Origin of the sequence: Streptomyces bambusae, assembly GCF_020532645.1 — a bacterium.
Classification (GTDB): domain Bacteria; phylum Actinomycetota; class Actinomycetes; order Streptomycetales; family Streptomycetaceae; genus Streptomyces; species Streptomyces bambusae.
Genome location: NZ_JAJAUZ010000016.1, coordinates 103,237 through 121,675 on the forward strand (window position 1 = coordinate 103,237; position 18,439 = coordinate 121,675).

At 68.5% G+C, this 18,439-nt stretch carries 13 protein-coding genes and 1 tRNA gene; 2 read left to right on the forward strand and 12 right to left on the reverse strand.

The features are described 5' to 3' along the window. Positions 1-3: 3 nt before the first annotated feature. Both rpsG and rpsL read right to left on the reverse strand, forming a co-directional pair. Positions 4-474 (reverse strand): 30S ribosomal protein S7, encoded by a 471-nt coding sequence (gene rpsG, locus LG634_RS14100; protein ID WP_053731192.1) that lies wholly within the window; start codon positions 472-474, stop codon positions 4-6. 2 nt (positions 475-476) lie between these two features. Continuing rightward, complete coding sequence (gene rpsL / locus LG634_RS14105; protein ID WP_007265893.1) at positions 477-848, reverse strand: 30S ribosomal protein S12; 372 nt, start codon at positions 846-848, stop codon at positions 477-479. 356 nt (positions 849-1,204) lie between these two features. On the opposite strand from rpsL, the gene LG634_RS14110 reads away from it, so the two are divergent. Further along, entirely contained in the window at positions 1,205-3,652 is a 2,448-nt protein-coding gene (locus tag LG634_RS14110) for a YfhO family protein (protein WP_226734115.1), read from the forward strand. 104 nt (positions 3,653-3,756) lie between these two features. On the opposite strand, the gene LG634_RS14115 is transcribed toward LG634_RS14110, so the two are convergent. From LG634_RS14115 to LG634_RS14160, 10 genes are all read right to left on the reverse strand, one after another. Then, the gene (locus LG634_RS14115) at positions 3,757-7,656 is read right to left on the reverse strand and encodes a DNA-directed RNA polymerase subunit beta' (RefSeq protein ID WP_226734116.1); all 3,900 of its coding nucleotides are present in this window, start codon (positions 7,654-7,656) and stop codon (positions 3,757-3,759) included. Between the two features lie 99 nt (positions 7,657-7,755). Continuing rightward, positions 7,756-11,238 (reverse strand): DNA-directed RNA polymerase subunit beta, encoded by a 3,483-nt coding sequence (gene rpoB, locus LG634_RS14120; RefSeq protein WP_226734117.1) that lies wholly within the window; start codon positions 11,236-11,238, stop codon positions 7,756-7,758. Positions 11,239-11,773: 535 nt separating this feature from the next. Further along, positions 11,774-12,160 (reverse strand): 50S ribosomal protein L7/L12, encoded by a 387-nt coding sequence (gene rplL / locus LG634_RS14125; protein WP_226734118.1) that lies wholly within the window; start codon positions 12,158-12,160, stop codon positions 11,774-11,776. 114 nt (positions 12,161-12,274) lie between these two features. Beyond that, positions 12,275-12,805, reverse strand: a complete 531-nt coding sequence (rplJ, locus tag LG634_RS14130) for a 50S ribosomal protein L10 (RefSeq protein ID WP_226734119.1) — start codon at positions 12,803-12,805, stop codon at positions 12,275-12,277. Between the two features lie 273 nt (positions 12,806-13,078). Then, positions 13,079-13,951, reverse strand: a complete 873-nt coding sequence (locus tag LG634_RS14135) for an SCO4651 family lipoprotein (RefSeq protein WP_226734120.1) — start codon at positions 13,949-13,951, stop codon at positions 13,079-13,081. A gap of 146 nt (positions 13,952-14,097) precedes the next feature. After that, the gene (gene rplA / locus LG634_RS14140) at positions 14,098-14,820 is read right to left on the reverse strand and encodes a 50S ribosomal protein L1 (RefSeq protein WP_226734121.1); all 723 of its coding nucleotides are present in this window, start codon (positions 14,818-14,820) and stop codon (positions 14,098-14,100) included. A gap of 84 nt (positions 14,821-14,904) precedes the next feature. Next, a complete protein-coding gene (rplK, locus tag LG634_RS14145) occupies positions 14,905-15,339 on the reverse strand; it encodes a 50S ribosomal protein L11 (RefSeq protein WP_226734122.1) in 435 nt (144 codons plus the stop codon). Between the two features lie 185 nt (positions 15,340-15,524). Beyond that, complete coding sequence (nusG, locus tag LG634_RS14150) at positions 15,525-16,427, reverse strand: transcription termination/antitermination protein NusG (protein WP_226734123.1); 903 nt, start codon at positions 16,425-16,427, stop codon at positions 15,525-15,527. 86 nt (positions 16,428-16,513) lie between these two features. After that, positions 16,514-16,795, reverse strand: a complete 282-nt coding sequence (gene secE / locus LG634_RS14155; protein ID WP_226734124.1) for a preprotein translocase subunit SecE — start codon at positions 16,793-16,795, stop codon at positions 16,514-16,516. A 105-nt stretch (positions 16,796-16,900) separates the two neighbouring features. Next, positions 16,901-16,973, reverse strand: a tRNA-Trp gene (locus LG634_RS14160). Positions 16,974-17,167: 194 nt separating this feature from the next. Here LG634_RS14160 and LG634_RS14165 point away from each other — a divergent pair. Continuing rightward, complete coding sequence (locus tag LG634_RS14165; protein ID WP_226734125.1) at positions 17,168-18,394, forward strand: pyridoxal phosphate-dependent aminotransferase; 1,227 nt, start codon at positions 17,168-17,170, stop codon at positions 18,392-18,394. The last annotated feature ends 45 nt before the right edge of the window (positions 18,395-18,439 follow it).

Genomic DNA, 18,439 nt, shown 5'->3' on the forward strand with positions numbered 1-18,439 from the left:
CGACTACCAGCGGTAGTGCGCGAAGGCCTTGTTGGACTCGGCCATCTTGTGCGTGTCCTCGCGCTTCTTGACGGCAGCGCCAAGACCGTTGGAGGCGTCGAGCAGCTCGTTCATGAGGCGCTCGGTCATGGTCTTCTCGCGGCGGGCGCGGGAGTAGCCCACGAGCCAGCGGAGGGCCAGGGTCGACTGGCGACCCGGCTTGACCTCGACGGGGACCTGGTAGGTCGCGCCACCGACACGGCGGGACTTGACCTCCAGGGACGGCTTCACGTTCTCCAGCGCGCGCTTCAGCGTGATGACCGGGTCGTTGCCCGTCTTCTCGCGGAGGCCTTCCATGGCGCCGTAGACGATGCGCTCGGCGGTGGAGCGCTTGCCGTCCAGCAGGATCTTGTTGATCAGCGAGGTGACCAGAGGAGAGCTGTAGACCGGGTCGATGATGACCGGGCGCTTCGGGGCGGGGCCCTTACGAGGCATTCTTACTTCTCCTTCTTGGCGCCGTAGCGGCTGCGGGCCTGCTTGCGGTTCTTGACAGCCTGGGTGTCAAGCGCACCGCGGATGATCTTGTAACGAACACCCGGCAGGTCCTTCACACGGCCACCACGCACGAGCACGATCGAGTGCTCCTGCAGGTTGTGTCCCTCACCCGGAATGTAAGCGGTGACCTCGATGCCGGAGGTCAGACGCACACGCGCGACCTTACGGAGCGCCGAGTTCGGCTTCTTCGGGGTGGTCGTGAACACACGCGTGCAGACGCCACGGCGCTGGGGCGAGGCCTCAAGCGCGGGCGTCTTCGTCTTCTCGACCTTGTCCTGCCGGCCCTTTCGGACCAGCTGCTGGATCGTAGGCACTACTTCTCCGGTTTCTGTGTGCCGTTGGTGAAACTAACCTGGAACTTCACCGACCCACGCGGTCGGGTGTGTCGGATCCGGCAAGCTTCCGCGAGCTGCGGAGGCGTACGGATCGCGGTGGCCGATGCGGACTCCGCGCGGTGGATGGACACGCACAGGAGCCCAGGCACACCCCAGGCACAAGGTCTGAGCGTACCTATCGCATCCACTCCGGTCAAAACAAATGCCCACGCCCCGGCGACCCCCCGGGCGGCCTCCGGGCCCTTCGCCCATCCCCGTCCTAGACTCCCGAACCGGTGCAGATACACCAAAACGTTCCATCACGGCCGGGCGCAGGGAGCAGCACATTGGGGACCGTGGCACCGGAGCCGATCGCCCTGCCGGCCCCGCGCCGGTCCTCCGGCCGGCGCCCGGGTCCCGGCCGCCCGCGCCGGGACCTGCCGGGCCCCGCCCTCGCCTTCCTGCTGACCGCCGGCTCCTTCACGCTCGCCTGGATGCTGCGCGGGTCCCGCCCGTTCGGCGGGCTGCCGCGGGCCCTGAACGACCAGGCAAACCAGTACGTCCCGTTCCACCAGGGGCTGTGGGACCTGGTGCACGGCGAGGCCGCCGGCGACCTGCTCTTCAGCTGGCGCAGCGGCTACGGCCAGCAGTTCCTCGCCGACCACCACACCTACCTCGGCAACCCCCTGTCCTGGCTCGCCGTCCTGGTCCCCCGCGACCGCGTCGACCTGGCCGTCTTCGCCCTCACCCCGCTCACCCTCGGGCTGGCCGCCGCCGCGATGACCCTCTGGCTGGGCCGGCTCGCCCCGGGCCCCGGCCGGCTCCGGGCCCTGCTCGGCACCTGCTACGGGCTGTGCGGCTGGGCCGCCGGCGACGCCTCGTACATCCCGATGTGGCAGTGGGGGCTGGTGGCGCTGCCGCTGCTGGGCATCGCCGCCGAGTGGTGCCGGGAGGGGCGGCGGCTGCCCTCGGCCGCGCTGCTGGTGGCGCTCGCCTGGCTGGGGAACTTCTACACGGCGATGATGGCGACGGCGGCCGCCGGCATCGTGCTCGTGGTCCGCCTGACCGTGGTCCGGGCCGGCCGCCGGCAGTGGATCCACGCCCTGCTGCGCGCCGCGGCCGCCGCCGGCACCGGCGTCCTGCTGACCTTCCCGCTGCTGCTGCCGGCCGCGCTGGCCTCCGGCGCCTCCCAGCCGACCCGGGCCGGCGCCTTCGAACCGGTCGGGACGGCGTACTTCCTGATGGGGCTGCTGCCCGGGTCGTACCACTGGGGCGGGCACCCCCGGCTGTACGTGGCCTCCCTCGGCCTGGTCCTCGCGCTCGCCTTCCTCCTCGACCCGGCGGTCGCCCGCCGGACCCGGCTGGCCTGGGGCGGAGCGGCCGTGCTGACCGCCGCCTCCTTCCAGTTCCCGCCCACCCAGTACGCCTGGCACGGCCTGGCGGTGCCCAACGGCAACCCGTACCGGGAGGCGTTCGTGCTGAGCGCGCTGCTGGTGGTCCTGGCCTGGCTGGGGCTCGCCGCCCGGCCGCGGCCCGGCCGGATCGCCGCCGCCCTCGGCATCCTCGCCGCGGCGGCCGCCGCCCTGCACCGCGCCGACGACTTCACGCCGTGGACCTGGGCCGCGGTCCTGGGCGGCGGTGCGCTCTCGGTCGCCGGCCTCTGCCTGTACCTGCGGGGCAGCGGACCGCACCGGCGGCGCGCACTGGCCGCGGCCGGGGTCCTCGTGATGGCCGCCGCCGTGTGCGCCGAGTCGGCGGGCTCGGTGCTGACCGCCGACGTCCGGCGGGCCCGCGAGAGCTGGGCCGCGCCGCGGACCACGGCCGGGCCAGAGGCCGCTGCCCGGTTCGCCGCCGTCCGCAGTGCGGACGGCTGGCCCGCCCACCGGACCGACCCGGGGAGCCCGGAACTCTCGTACAACGACGGTCTGGCGCTGCGCGCCGAGGGCCCGCAGTACTACAGCAGCCATCTGCCGGCCGCCGCCTTCCGGGCGCTGGCCCCCCTGGGATACGGCTGGAAGAACGACGGCCGGACCCTGTTCGGCGCCGACAACCCGGTGCTGGACGCCGTCTTCGGGGTCGGCGCCCGGGTCCGGCCCGGGCCCGGCGGCACCTGGCGGGCCGACCGCTTCCCCGCTCCCCCGCTGGTGACCGTACGCGGCCGCCGCCACGCCCCCGCACACCCGGCCGGCAGCGTCTGGGCCCGCCAGGAGGCGGTGCTCAGCAGTGCGGTGTACGAGGTCCCCCGCACGGTCCGCACCCCGGGCACCGGCTACACCGCCCGCTGCACCCCGGGCACCGAGGCCCACTGGTACTCCCCCGCCCTCACCGGCCGGCTCCGGTACGGGTCCCGGTCCGTCGCGCTCGCCGGGCCGCGGACCGGCGTGGTCCGGCTGGGCCCGGTCCCCACCTCCGGCCGGGTCGACGTGGCCGCCGAGACCACGGGCGGCACCGCACCCGGCCACGCCGTGGGCTGCCTGGACCGGGCCGCGCTGACCGCGGCCGTACGCCGGCTCACCGCGGACGGCGCCACCGCGGTCCGGGCCGGCGGCCACTCGCTGACCGCCGAGCTGCCCGCGGGCGCCGCCGGCACCGCGGTGTTCGCGACCACCGCCGTACCCGGCTGGCGGTGCTCCGCCCCGCGCGTCGCCTTCCACGGCCTGCTCGCCGTGGACCTGCCCCCGGGCACCCGGGAGGTCTCCTGCACCTTCCTCCCGCGCGGCCTGCCGGCGGGCCTCGCGGCCGGCGGCGCCGCCCTGCTGCTGCTGGCCGCCGGCACCCTGCACGGGCTGCGCCGCCGGGTCTGAGGCCGGACACGCACCGGAATCGCCCGCGCCCCGGAAAGGGCGAAGCCCCCCACCGCTCCGAAGAGCGGTGGGGGGCTTCGTCACGAGCCTGACTCGCGCGACCGTCAGCCGTTGTACGGGCCGTAGTCGTAGTCCTCCAGCGGAACGGCCTGGCCGGAGCCGGTGCCGAAGGGCGAGTAGTCGATGTCGTCGTAGCCGACGGCCGAGTACATCGCGGCCTTGGCCTCCTCGGTGGGCTCCACCCGGATGTTGCGGTAGCGGGACAGACCCGTACCGGCCGGGATGAGCTTACCGATGATGACGTTCTCCTTGAGGCCGATGAGGCTGTCGGACTTGGCGTTGATCGCCGCGTCCGTCAGCACTCGGGTCGTCTCCTGGAAGGAGGCGGCCGACAGCCAGGACTCCGTCGCCAGCGAGGCCTTGGTGATACCCATCAGCTGCGGACGGCCGGAGGCGGGGTGACCGCCCTCGGTGACCACACGACGGTTCTCGGTCTCGAAGCGCGAGCGCTCGACGAGCTCGCCCGGGAGCAGCTCGGCGTCGCCGGACTCGATGATCGTCACGCGGCGGAGCATCTGCCGGATGATGATCTCGATGTGCTTGTCGTGGATCGACACGCCCTGCGAGTTGTAGACCTTCTGGACCTCGCCGACCAGGTGGACCTGGACGGCACGCTGGCCGAGGATGCGCAGCACGTCGTGCGGGTTGGTGGCACCCGCGGTGAGCTTCTGGCCCACCTCGACGTGGTCGCCCTCGTGCACGAGGACCTTGGCGCGCTTCGAGATCGGGAAGGCCGTCTCGTCCGAGCCGTCGTCCGGCGTGATGACGATCTTCTTGGTCTTCTCGGTCTCCTCGATCCGCACGCGGCCGGCGGCCTCGGAGATCGGGGCGACACCCTTCGGGGTACGGGCCTCGAAGAGCTCGACGACACGCGGCAGACCCTGGGTGATGTCGTCACCGGCCACACCACCGGTGTGGAAGGTACGCATCGTCAGCTGGGTACCGGGCTCACCGATGGACTGGGCGGCGATGATGCCGACGGCCTCACCGATGTCGACCAGCTTGCCGGTGGCGAGCGAGCGTCCGTAGCAGAAGGCACAGGTGCCGACCGCGGACTCACAGGTCAGGACCGAGCGGGTCTTGACCTCCTCGACGCCGTTCGCGATGAGGGCGTCGATGAGCACGTCGCCGAGGTCCACGTTGGCCGGCGCGATGACCTTGCCGTCGATGACGACGTCCTCGGCCAGCATGCGGGCGTACACGGAGGTCTCGACGTCGCCCGCCTTGCGGAGGACACCCGCCTCGTCCTTGACACCGATCTTGAGCTTGAGGCCGCGCTCGGTGCCGCAGTCCTCCTCGCGGATGATGACGTCCTGCGAGACGTCCACCAGACGACGGGTGAGGTAACCCGAGTCGGCGGTACGCAGGGCGGTGTCCGCCAGACCCTTACGGGCACCGTGCGTGGAGATGAAGTACTCCAGAACGGTGAGGCCCTCACGGAAGGACGCCTTGATCGGACGCGGGATGGTCTCGTTCTTCGCGTTCGACACCAGACCACGCATACCGGCGATCTGTCGCATCTGCATCATGTTTCCTCGGGCACCCGAGTCAACCATCATGAAGATGGGGTTGGTCTTGGGGAAGTTCGCGTTCATCGCCTCGGCAACCTCGTTGGTCGCCTTGGTCCAGATCGCGATGAGCTCCTGCGTGCGCTCGTCCTTGGTGATCAGACCGCGCTCGTACTGCTTCTGGACCTTCTCGTCCTGCGCCTCGTAGCCCGCGACGATGGCCTTCTTGGCCTCGGGCACGACGACGTCGGAGATGGCCACGGTGACACCGGAACGGGTCGCCCAGTGGAAGCCGGCCGCCTTCAGGTTGTCGAGCGTCGCCGCCACGATGACCTTGGGGTAGCGCTCCGCCAGGTCGTTGACGATCTCGGAGAGCTGCTTCTTGCCCACCGAGTAGTCGACGAACGGGTAGTCCTCGGGCAGCAGCTCGTTGAAGAGCGCACGGCCCAGGGTCGTCTTCAGACGGAAGCTGTCGCCCGGCTGGAACTCCTGCTCGCCCTCTTCGGCGACCGGCGGCACCCAGCCGCGCGGCGGGATGGTCCCCACCGGGAAGCGGATGTCGACGGACGACTGCAGCGCGAGCTCGCCGGCGTCGAACGCCATGATCGCCTCGGCGGTGGAGCCGAACGCGCGCCCCTCGCCCTTGACGTCACGGAGGTCACCGTCGGTGGTGAGGAAGAACAGACCGAGGACCATGTCCTGGGTCGGCATCGTCACCGGACGGCCGTCGGCGGGCTTGAGGATGTTGTTCGAGGACAGCATCAGGATGCGGGCCTCGGCCTGCGCCTCCGCGGAGAGCGGCAGGTGGACGGCCATCTGGTCACCGTCGAAGTCCGCGTTGAACGCGGTGCAGACGAGCGGGTGGATCTGGATGGCCTTGCCCTCGACCAGCTGCGGCTCGAAGGCCTGGATGCCGAGGCGGTGCAGCGTGGGCGCACGGTTCAGCAGCACCGGGTGCTCGGCGATGACCTCTTCGAGGACGTCGTACACGACGGTGCGGCCGCGCTCGACCATGCGCTTGGCCGACTTGATGTTCTGCGCGTGGTTCAGGTCGACCAGGCGCTTCATCACGAACGGCTTGAAGAGCTCCAGCGCCATGGCCTTGGGCAGACCGCACTGGTGCAGCTTGAGCTGCGGGCCGACGACGATGACGGAACGCGCCGAGTAGTCGACTCGCTTGCCGAGCAGGTTCTGACGGAATCGACCCTGCTTGCCCTTCAGCATGTCGCTGAGGGACTTCAGCGGACGGTTGCCGGGGCCCGTGACCGGGCGGCCGCGGCGGCCGTTGTCGAAGAGGGCGTCGACCGCCTCCTGGAGCATGCGCTTCTCGTTGTTCACGATGATCTCGGGGGCACCGAGGTCGAGAAGGCGCTTCAGGCGGTTGTTGCGGTTGATGACACGGCGGTACAGGTCGTTCAGGTCGGAGGTCGCGAAGCGGCCACCGTCCAGCTGCACCATCGGACGCAGGTCCGGCGGGATGACCGGGACGCAGTCCAGGACCATGCCCTTGGGGCTGTTGCTGGTCTGCAGGAACGCGGAGACGACCTTGAGGCGCTTGAGCGCACGGGTCTTCTTCTGGCCCTTGCCGGTACGGATGATCTCGCGGAGGCGCTCGGCCTCCTCCTCCAGGTCGAAGGACTCCAGGCGCTTCTGCAGCGCCGCGGCACCCATCGAGCCGTCGAAGTACGTGCCGAAGCGGTCACGCAGCTCGCGGTAGAGGAGCTCGTCGCCCTCCAGGTCCTGGACCTTGAGGTTCTTGAAGCGCGACCAGACCTCGTCCAGACGGTCGATCTCGCGCTGCGCACGGTCGCGCAGCTGCTTCATCTCGCGCTCGGCACCCTCGCGCACCTTGCGGCGCACGTCGGCCTTGGCACCCTCGGCCTCGAGCTCGGCGAGGTCCGACTCCAGCTTCTTGGCGCGGCCCTCGAGGTCCGCGTCACGGCGGTTCTCGATCTGCTGGCGCTCGACGGAGACGTGGGCCTCCAGGGACGGCAGGTCGCGGGTACGACGCTCCTCGTCCACGAAAGTGATCATGTAGGCGGCGAAGTAGATGACCTTCTCGAGGTCCTTCGGCGCCAGGTCCAGCAGGTAGCCCAGGCGCGACGGGACGCCCTTGAAGTACCAGATGTGGGTGACGGGAGCGGCCAGCTCGATGTGGCCCATCCGCTCGCGGCGCACCTTGGCGCGGGTGACCTCGACGCCACAGCGCTCACAGATGATGCCCTTGAAGCGGACACGCTTGTACTTGCCGCAGTAGCACTCCCAGTCCCGGGTCGGACCGAAGATCTTCTCGCAGAAGAGTCCGTCCTTCTCGGGCTTCAGGGTGCGGTAGTTGATGGTCTCCGGCTTCTTGACCTCGCCGTGCGACCAGGTTCGGATGTCGTCCGCGGTGGCAAGGCCGATCCGCAGCTCGTCGAAGAAGTTGACGTCGAGCACTGTGCGTCAATCCCTCTTTCGGGGTCGTGTCTCTTGATCAGTGGTCTGAACGGTCCCGGGGGTGGCGGGGGCTCCTCGTGAGAGCCCCCGCCAGGCCCGTCAGACCTCTTCGACGCTGCTCGGCTCGCGCCGGGACAGGTCGATACCGAGCTCCTCCGCCGCGCGGAAGACGTCCTCGTCGGTGTCGCGCATCTCGATGGACATGCCGTCCGAGGACAGCACCTCCACGTTGAGGCAGAGCGACTGCATTTCCTTGATGAGCACCTTGAAGGACTCGGGAATGCCCGGCTCGGGGATGTTCTCGCCCTTGACGATGGCCTCGTAGACCTTCACGCGGCCGGTGACGTCGTCGGACTTGATGGTCAGGAGCTCCTGGAGGGCGTACGCGGCGCCGTAAGCCTCGAGCGCCCACACCTCCATCTCACCGAAGCGCTGGCCACCGAACTGCGCCTTACCACCCAGCGGCTGCTGCGTGATCATCGAGTACGGACCGGTCGAACGGGCGTGGAGCTTGTCGTCGACCAGGTGGTGGAGCTTGAGGATGTACATGTACCCGACCGAGATCGGGTCCGGGAACGGCTCGCCGGAGCGGCCGTCGAACAGGCGCGCCTTGCCGGTCGGGAGCACCATGCGCTCGCCGTCGCGGTTCGGGATCGTGTGCTGCAGGAGGCCGGCGAGCTCGTCCTCACGGGCGCCGTCGAACACCGGGGTGGCGACGTTGGTGCCGGGGGCGACCTGGTCGGCGCCGATGGCCTGCAGACGCTGGGCCCACTCGTCCGCGAGGCCGGAGACGTCCCAGCCGCGGCTGGCGAGCCAGCCGAGGTGGATCTCCAGGACCTGTCCCGGGTTCATTCGGGACGGGACACCGAGCGGGTTGAGGATGATGTCGACCGGGGTGCCGTCCTCGAGGAAGGGCATGTCCTCGATCGGGAGGATCTTGGAGATGACACCCTTGTTGCCGTGGCGGCCGGCGAGCTTGTCACCGTCGGTGATCTTGCGCTTCTGGGCGACGTAGACGCGGACCAGCTGGTTCACGCCCGGGGGAAGCTCGTCCCCCTCCTCGCGGTCGAAGACGCGGACGCCGATGACCTTGCCGATCTCGCCGTGCGGCACCTTCAGGGAGGTGTCACGGACCTCGCGGGCCTTCTCACCGAAGATCGCGCGGAGCAGGCGCTCCTCCGGGGTCAGCTCGGTCTCGCCCTTGGGCGTGACCTTGCCGACCAGGATGTCGCCGGCGACGACGTCCGCACCGATGCGGATGATGCCGCGCTCGTCGAGGTCGGCGAGGACCTCCTCGGAGACGTTCGGGATGTCCCGGGTGATCTCCTCCGGGCCGAGCTTGGTGTCACGGGCGTCGACCTCGTGCTCCTCGATGTGGATCGAGGAGAGGACGTCGTCCTGCACGAGGCGCTGCGACAGGATGATCGCGTCCTCGTAGTTGTGACCCTCCCACGGCATGAACGCCACGAGCAGGTTCTTGCCGAGGGCCATCTCGCCCTCTTCGGTCGCCGGTCCGTCGGCGAGGACCTGGGCCGCGATGATGCGGTCGCCCTCGTTGACGATGACCTTCTGGTTGACCGAGGTGCCCTGGTTGGAGCGGGAGAACTTGGCGACCCGGTACGTGGTGTACGTGCCGTCGTCGTTGGCCACGGTGACGTAGTCGGCCGAGACCTCCTGGACGACACCGTCCTTCTCCGCCTTGATGCTGTCGCCGGCGTCGACGGCACAGCGGTACTCCATGCCGGTGCCGACGAGCGGGGCCTCCGCCTTGATGAGCGGAACGGCCTGGCGCATCATGTTCGCGCCCATGAGGGCACGGTTGGCGTCGTCGTGCTCGAGGAAGGGGATCATCGCGGTCGCGACGGACACCATCTGGCGCGGCGAGACGTCCATGTAGTCCACGTCGGACGGCTCGACGTAGTCGACCTCGCCGCCACGCTTGCGGACGAGGACGCGGCCCTCGGTGAAGCGCAGCTCGTCGTCCAGGCGCGCGTTGGCCTGGGCGATGACGAAGCGGTCCTCCTCGTCGGCGGTGACGTAGTCGACCTCGTCGGTGACCTGGCCGTCGACGACCTTGCGGTACGGCGTCTCGATGAAGCCGAACGCGTTGACGCGGCCGTAGGAGGCGAGCGAGCCGATCAGACCGATGTTCGGGCCTTCGGGGGTCTCGATCGGGCACATGCGGCCGTAGTGCGACGGGTGGACGTCACGGACCTCGAAGCCGGCCCGCTCACGGCTCAGACCGCCGGGGCCGAGCGCGGAGAGACGGCGCTTGTGGGTCAGCCCGGAGAGCGGGTTGTTCTGGTCCATGAACTGCGACAGCTGGCTGGTGCCGAAGAACTCCTTGATGGAGGCGACGACCGGCCGGATGTTGATCAGGGTCTGCGGCGTGATCGCCTCGACGTCCTGCGTGGTCATGCGCTCGCGGACGACGCGCTCCATACGAGCCAGACCCGTGCGGACCTGGTTCTGGATGAGCTCGCCGACGTTGCGCAGACGACGGTTGCCGAAGTGGTCGATGTCGTCGGTCTCGACGACGATCGCGTTGCCGTTCTCACCGATCGTCTCGACCTCGCCGGCGTGCAGCTTCACGAGGTACTTGATCGTCGCGAGGATGTCGTCGGTGGTGAGCACACCGGCGTCGAGCGGCTCGTCCGCACCCAGCTTCTTGTTGACCTTGTAGCGGCCGACCTTCGCGAGGTCGTAGCGCTTCGGGTTGAAGTACAGGTTCTCGAGCAGCGTCTGCGCGGCCTCACGGGTCGGCGGCTCGCCCGGGCGCAGCTTGCGGTAGATGTCGAGCAGCGCGTCGTCCTGGCCCTGGGTGTGGTCCTTCTCCAGGGTGGCGCGCATGGACTCGTACTCGCCGAACTCCTCGAGGATCTGCTCGGTGGTCCAGCCGAGCGCCTTCAGGAGGACGGTGACGGACTGCTTGCGCTTGCGGTCGATGCGGACACCGACCATGTCGCGCTTGTCGACCTCCATCTCCAGCCAGGCACCCCGGGACGGGATGATCTTGGCGGAGAAGATGTCCTTGTCGGACGTCTTGTCGATGGAGGAGTCGAAGTAGACGCCCGGGGAACGGACCAGCTGGGACACGACGACACGCTCGGTGCCGTTGATGACGAAGGTGCCCTTGTTGGTCATGAGCGGGAAGTCGCCCATGAAGACCGTCTGGGACTTGATCTCGCCGGTCTCGTTGTTCGTGAACTCGGCCGTGACGAAGAGCGGGGCCGCGTACGTGAAGTCGCGCTCCTTGCACTCGTCGACGGAGTTCTTCGCGGGCTCGAAGCGGTGGTCGCGGAACGTCAGCGACATCGACCCGGAGAAGTCCTCGATCGGGGAGATCTCCTCGAAGATCTCTTCCAGACCGGACTTGGTGGGGACGTCCTGTCCACTCTCGAGAGCCGACTCGACGCGAGCCTTCCAGGCGGCATTGCCGAGCAGCCAGTCGAAGCTCTCGGTCTGCAGCGCCAGGAGGTTCGGGACCTCGAGGGGCTCCTTGATCTTTGCAAAGGAGATGCGCAGCGGGGCAGTGCTGGCGCCGTTGTTCGTATTGGTCGAGGCGTTGCGCGAGGCGGCCAAGAGGGGGTCCTTCCGAGGGCTCGGACTCACTACGCGCGTACCGGTCCCAGCCGACACAATGGAGGAAACCCCTGGTCAGAGGCATTTCTTCGTGTGTGCTTCAGCGTGGGCATGCCCCTGGCGACGGGCAGGGGGCAGCTAACAGGCAGCGCAAAGGGTCAGTGTAGCCACTTGGCTCACTGATGTCCAGACCAGGTTTCCGGAGTCCGGCAACAGGCCTTCCCCTTGTTGTTCACCACTGCCGCCCTCGCACACAGAGCGCGTATCAGTACTGCCCTCTTCGTAGTCGATCCATGCCTCGAATCCGGATCGACGTGACGACGCGTCCTGAGAATTGCGCGCCGCGTGCCGTTCGTCAAGGCCCCCTGCCCCGTGCGGATCATCACCGGGCCCGATCGGGGGGCCGCCAGGGCAACGAAGATCACCATACTCCCCAACGAGGACACGGCAAATCAGGCATCGCGGATACGCCGAAGGGCGACCACCCGAACGGGTGGTCGCCCTTCGCAGGGGCCTGCAGGAGACCCCGGAGGTGTTACTTGACCTCGACAGCCGCGCCGGCAGCCTTGAGGGACTCGGCGGCCTTGTCAGCGGCCTCCTTGTTGACCTTCTCGAGGACCGGCTTCGGGGTGCCGTCGACGAGGTCCTTGGCCTCCTTCAGACCCAGGGAGGTCAGCTCACGCACGACCTTGATGACCTGGATCTTCTTGTCGCCGGCGCCGGTGAGGATGACGTCGAACTCGTCCTTCTCCTCGACCGCACCCGCGTCGCCCGCGCCACCGGCCGGGGCGGCAACGGCGACGGTCGCCGCAGCGGCGGTGACGTCGAACTTCTCCTCGAACGCCTTCACGAACTCGGAGAGCTCGATGAGGGTCATCTCCTCGAACTGCGCGAGCAGGTCTTCCTGAGACAGCTTCGCCATGATGGGCGATCCTTCCACTAATTCCGGCAGGTGCCGTATGTATCGAAAGGCGGGCGTACTTACGGCCCGCTACGACCCGCGCACTAGGCGGCGCGGATCAATGCGCGAGCCGAGTTACTCGGCACCGCCCTGCTCGTCCTGCTTGGCGCGAAGGGCGTCCACGGTGCGGACGAGCTTCGACGGCAGCGCCTGGAAGAGCGAGGCAGTCTGGGACTGCTTGCCCTTGAAGGCACCGGCCAGCTTGGAGAGCAGAACCTCGCGGGACTCGAGGTCCGCAAGCTTCTTGATGTCGTCGGCGGAGAGAGCCTTACCGTCAAGGACACCGGCCTTGATGATGAGGTTCGGGTTCTCCTTGGCGAAGTCACGCAGAGCCTTCGCCGACTCCACCGGGTCACCGGTGACGAAGGCGACCGCGGTCGGACCAGCGAAGTGCTCGTCCAGTGCGGTGATCCCGGCCTCGTTGGCCGCAATCTTGGTCAGCGTGTTCTTCACCACGGCGTACTGGGCGTTCTCACCGAGCGAACGACGCAGCGTCTTGAGCTGCGCCACGGTGAGACCCCGGTACTCGGTCAGCACGGCGGCGTTCGAGCTCTGGAACGCGTCCTTGAGCTCGGCTACCGATGCAGCCTTGTCGGGCCTTGCCATAGAGCGTCGGCCTCCTTCCGGGTGATGAGGACCGCTCGGAAGGGGCTGAACAAAACAAAACGCCCCGGCGCAGGCGCACGGGGCTGAGCTCGACCAGACGCGAACGTCTGGGAACTTTCCACGATCACCTGCGCGGGTCGTCCGCATTCAACGGATCCTTCGGCCGCCGGACCCGGTGAGGGGCACGGCAACAACCAGCGGTCTTTGGCTTCTCGAAGAGAGTACGTGAAGGGCCCGAGCCGAGGCAAATCGCCCGGCCCGGGCCGCGCGGGCTCAGCCCTGGGTGCCGGACCCGGCGCCCTTGTCCTTCATGGCCTCGCCGAGGTCCACGACCTCCCCGGTGGGCGCGTTGACCTGCACCGGCTTGTTGTAGTCCAGGAACTTGATGGTCATGTCCATCGGGCCCTGCGTCGCCCTGCCCCGGATGCGCATCTGCTTGGTGTGGTCGCTGCCGTCGATCCACATGTCCATGAGCAGGCTGGTCACGCCCTGCTGCTCCAGCCGCTTGATCTGCTTCTCCTTGCGGGCCTTGGCCTCGGGCGAGCTCCCCGCGAGCGACGCCTTCATCTGGTCCAGGGTCACCGTGCCGGACAGGTGGGTGGTCTTCTGGCCGTCGACGGTCTCCTCGCCGACGACCTTGAGGTCCTTGGAGGCCTTCAGTGCGCCGGCGCGGTCGCCGGGGTTCTCCCCGCTCTGCCCGGCGTCCCCCAGGGCGTCCAGCTGCGCGGCCGACTCGGGGCCGGCCGCCTTGAGGTCGAACTTGAGCCACTTGTCCTGGGCGCCCATGTACATCACGCCTCCGACCAGGCGTATGTCGATCTTCTCGCCGGCCTTCTGCGGGTTGGCCATCACCATGGACATCGCCACGTCCGGCTTGAGGCGCATGGACACCTCGCCGGACACCTTCTGCCCGCCCGCGCCGCCCGACATGGTGTAGCGCAGCGAGGTGATCTCCTCCGAGCTGCGCTCGACCTTCTCCAGGTACGCGGCCGGCGCCATGGCGGGCGCCTTGGCCGGCGGTGCCGCCTCGGAGGCCTTCGCGTCCCCCTTGTCGGCCTTCCTGCCGTCCTCGCAGGCCGTGGCCCCGCCCGCGAGCAGGACGGCGGCCAGCAGGGCCGCGGCGGTCTTCTTCCGGTACGTGCGCATGGTTCCCCCCATGTGGTCGGCAGTCGGAAACCCGACATTACCGGCGCGTACACATGTGCGGGAACTCAAAAAACCGGACCCCGCACCTCCGGAGAGGTGCGGGGCCCGGTTCAAGCCAAGCCTGTGAGCCGTCAGGCTCAGACCGCTCAGACTGCAGCCGGGTCCTCTTCGACGAGGAGGTTCCGGGTGCGGTTCGGGTCCAGCTGGATGCCGGGGCCCATGGTGGTGGTCAGGGCGGCCTTCTTGATGTAGCGGCCCTTCGCGGCGGACGGCTTCAGACGGAGGATCTCCTCCAGGGCCGCACCGTAGTTCTCGACCAGCTTGTCATCGGAGAAGGAGACCTTGCCGATGATGAAGTGCAGGTTCGAGTGCTTGTCGACGCGGAACTCGATCTTGCCGCCCTTGATGTCCGTGACGGCCTTGGCCACGTCCATGGTGACGGTGCCGGTCTTCGGGTTCGGCATCAGACCACGCGGACCGAGCACGCGGCCGAGGCGGCCGACCTTGCCCATGAGGTCCGGGGTGGCGACGACCGAGTCGAAGTCGAGACGGCCCTTGGCGACCTCGTCGATCAGTTCGTCCGAGCCGACGATGTCGGCGCCGGCGGCTTCCGCGGCCGCAGCACGGTCACCGGTCGCGAAGACCAGGACCCGGGCGGTCTTACCGGTGCCGTGCGGGAGGTTCACGGTGCCACGGACCATCTGGTCGGCCTTGCGCGGGTCGACACCCAGGCGGAAGGCAACCTCGACGGTCGCGTCGAACTTGGTCGCGGAGGTCTCCTTGGCGAGACGGACGGCCTCGAGCGGGGCGTACAGCTTCTCCCGGTCGACCTTGGCGTCCGCAGCGCGGAGGGTCTTGCTGCGCTTCACTTCTGCTCCTGTGTTTTTGCTTCAGGTGTGGAGTCGTGGTGCGGGCCAGCGCGGGCCCTACCACTGGGGACTACGAGGTGCTGATCAGCCCTCGACCGTGATGCCCATGGAACGGGCGGTGCCGGCGATGATCTTCGACGCGGCGTCGAGGTCGTTGGCGTTCAGGTCGGGCAGCTTGACCGAGGCGATCTCGCGGACCTGCTCGTTGGTGAGCTTCGCGACCTTGGTCTTGTGCGGCTCGCCGGAGCCCTTCTCCACACCGGCGGCCTTGAGGATCAGGCGCGCGGCCGGCGGGGTCTTGGTGATGAAGGTGAAGGAACGGTCCTCGTAGACCGTGATCTCCACCGGCACGACCATGCCACGCTGCGACTCGGTCGCGGCGTTGTAGGCCTTGCAGAACTCCATGATGTTGACGCCGTGCTGACCCAGCGCGGGGCCGACCGGCGGGGCCGGGTTGGCCGCACCGGCGTTGATCTGGAGCTTGATAAGCCCCGTGACCTTCTTCTTCTTGGGAGGCATTGCTCTCTCCGGGTCCTAGTGAGAGTTTTCCAGCCGCCACCCGGTCATCCGGATGGAGGCATACCGCACCACGATAACGGGTATCGGTGCGGGGCTTAAAACCGAGCAGGTCAGACCGCCCGCGAGGGGCTGGTCTGACCTGTCCGGAAGCTTCGCTTCAGAAGATCTGGATCAGTGGTTCCGGATCAGTTCTTCTGGATCTGGTCGAAGCTGAGCTCGACCGGGGTCTCGCGACCGAAGATCTCGACGAGGCCCTTGACCTTCTTCGAGTCGGGGTTGATCTCGTTGATGGTCGCCTGGAGGGTGGCGAAGGGGCCGTCGGTGACGGTGACCGAGTCGCCGACCTCGAAGTCGAGGACCTCGATGGTGCGCTTCACGGCCGGCGCGGGCAAGCCCGCGGCCTCGGCGGCGGCCTTGTCGGCCTTCTCCTTGGCCTCCGGCGCGAGCATCTTGACGATCTCGTCCAGGGTCAGCGGGTACGGGTCGTACGCGTTGCCCACGAAGCCGGTGACGCCCGGCGTGTTGCGGACGACGCCCCAGGACTCGTTGGTGAGGTCCATGCGGACCAGGACGTAGCCGGGAAGCTTGTTCTGGCGGACGTTCTTGCGCTCGCCGTTCTTGATCTGGACGATCTCTTCCTCAGGCACTTCGGCCTGGTAGATGAACTCCTCGACGTTCAGCGAGACCGCACGCTGCTCCAGGTTCGCCTTCACGCGCTTCTCGTAGCCCGCGTAGGTGTGGATGACGTACCACTCGCCGGGGAGCAGGCGCAGCTCGTCGCGGAGCGCCTGGACCGGGTCGACCGGCTCGGCGGGCTCCGCCGGGGCGGCCTCGGCCTCGGGGGCCTCGTCCGCGTCCTCGGCGTCCTCGGCGTCCGCGTCGGCCTCGAAGGCGTCCTCGTCCAGGTCGGCGTCCTCGTCGGACTCGTCCTCGACGTGCAGCGCGGCCTCCTCGGCCTGCTCGCCGGCCTCGGCGTCGGCGATCTCAGCCTCGTCCGGGTCCACAGCGTCCGCCGCCTCGACGATGTCGAGCTCGTCCTCGACGGACTCGACGGAGTCGTGGCTCGCGTTCAGGTTCGGGTCAGACACGGTGGCTGCTTCTTCCTGGATACAAAGAGGGGTGGAACATGCGAAAACGGGCGGTCGCCTCATCAAGGCGCCGCCCTCCGCGGGGATCAGCCGAAGACGTACTTGATGGCTTCCTGGAACCCATAGTCAATCACGGTAACCAGACCGATCATGATGACGACGAAGACAATCACCACGGTGGTGTACGTCGTCAGCTGGTTGCGAGTGGGCCAAACGACCTTGCGGAGTTCCGCAACGATCTGGCGGTAGAACAGCGCGAGGCGGCCGAGAGGGCCCTTCTTACCGCGCTTGCCGCCCTTGCGGGCCTTCTTCTCGCGGGAGTCGTCCTCGGCGTCAGGCATGTCGATGGAGCCCAGGGCGTCCGTCACGTCTCTCACCTGAATCCGGGTCATGGCCGTGCCGCGCCCGGTTGAGCCGCACGGCGGTGCATCGAAGTACGTACCTGCGCACACATCCGGCGAAGGAGTGTGGAGCAGGGCCGGAGGGACTCGAACCCCCAACCGCTGGTTTTGGAGACCAGTGCTCTACCAATTGAGCTACGACCCTTTGTTGCGTCCCCCAACCTACCGCATCGGAGCGAGTGCACGGAGTGCCCGCGTTCTGAGCGGTTGGTGAAGGCCAACGACAGGTGAGTGTACGTGCTCTTGGTCCCGACGTCGAACAGCATGGATCCGGACCTCCTGCGTCCGGTCCCTGAAACGGTGTGCCGCCCCCGTTTTCCGTCTGGGACGATGGGCCGCATGACCTCTGCTACGCCTCCCACCGAGCGCCGGGTGTCCGCCCGCATCGGCGCCATTTCCGAGTCCGCGACCCTCGCCATCGACGCCAAGGCCAAGGCGCTCAAGGCCGCCGGCCGCCCGGTGATCGGCTTCGCCGCCGGCGAGCCCGACTTCCCGACGCCGGACTACATCGTCGAGGCGGCGGTCGAGGCCTGCCGCACCCCGAAGTTCCACCGGTACACCCCGGCGGGCGGCCTGCCCGAGCTGAAGAAGGCCATCGCCGAGAAGACGCTGCGCGACTCGGGCCTGCAGGTCGACCCGGCCCAGGTGCTGGTGACCAACGGCGGCAAGCAGGCGATCTACGAGGCCTTCGCGGCCATCCTCGACCCGGGTGACGAGGTCATCGTCCCGGCCCCGTACTGGACGACGTACCCGGAGTCCATCCGGCTGGCCGGCGGTGTGCCGGTCGAGGTCGTCGCCGACGAGACCACCGGCTACCGGGTGTCCGTGGAGCAGTTGGAGGCCGCGCGCACCGAGCGCACCAAGGTCGTCCTGTTCGTCTCCCCGTCGAACCCGACGGGTGCGGTCTACAGCGAGGACGACGCGCGCGCGATCGGCGCCTGGGCCGCCGAGCACGGCCTGTGGGTGCTGACGGACGAGATCTACGAGCACCTGGTCTACGGCGACGCGACGTTCACCTCGCTGCCGGTGCTGGTGCCCGAGCTGGCCGACAAGTGCATCGTGGTCAACGGTGTCGCCAAGACGTACGCGATGACGGGCTGGCGGGTCGGGTGGGTCATCGGCCCGAAGGACGTGATCAAGGCCGCGACGAACCTGCAGTCGCACGCCACGTCGAACGTCTCCAACGTGGCCCAGGTGGCCGCCATCGCCGCCGTCTCGGGCGACCTTGCGGCCGTGGCGGAGATGCGCAAGGCGTTCGACCGCCGCCGCCAGACCATGGTGAAGATGCTGAACGAGATCGACGGCGTCTTCTGCCCGACCCCGGAGGGCGCGTTCTACGCGTACCCGTCGGTGAAGGAGCTGCTGGGCAAGGAGATCCGCGGGAAGCGTCCGCAGACCTCCATGGAGCTGGCCGCGCTGATCCTCGACGAGGCCGAGGTCGCGGTCGTCCCGGGCGAGGCCTTCGGCACCCCGGGCTACCTGCGCCTCTCGTACGCGCTCGGTGACGACGACCTGGTCGAGGGCGTGACCCGGATCCAGAACCTGCTGGCGGAGGCCAAGGCCTGAGCCTGCGGTCCCCCGCGTCGCGGAAGCGGGCGGTGCCTCGTGCCG

Excerpts from the sequence above, each read along its gene's own strand:
- rpsG (WP_053731192.1), bottom strand. The coding sequence starts at position 474 with ATGCCTCGTAAGGGCCCCGCCCCGAAGCGCCCGGTCATCATCGACCCG.
- rplL (WP_226734118.1), bottom strand. The coding sequence starts at position 12,160 with ATGGCGAAGCTGTCTCAGGAAGACCTGCTCGCGCAGTTCGAGGAGATG.
- rplJ (WP_226734119.1), bottom strand. The coding sequence starts at position 12,805 with ATGGCAAGGCCCGACAAGGCTGCATCGGTAGCCGAGCTCAAGGACGCG.
- LG634_RS14135 (WP_226734120.1), bottom strand. The coding sequence starts at position 13,951 with ATGCGCACGTACCGGAAGAAGACCGCCGCGGCCCTGCTGGCCGCCGTC.
- rplK (WP_226734122.1), bottom strand. The coding sequence starts at position 15,339 with ATGCCTCCCAAGAAGAAGAAGGTCACGGGGCTTATCAAGCTCCAGATC.
- LG634_RS14165 (WP_226734125.1), top strand. The coding sequence starts at position 17,168 with ATGACCTCTGCTACGCCTCCCACCGAGCGCCGGGTGTCCGCCCGCATC.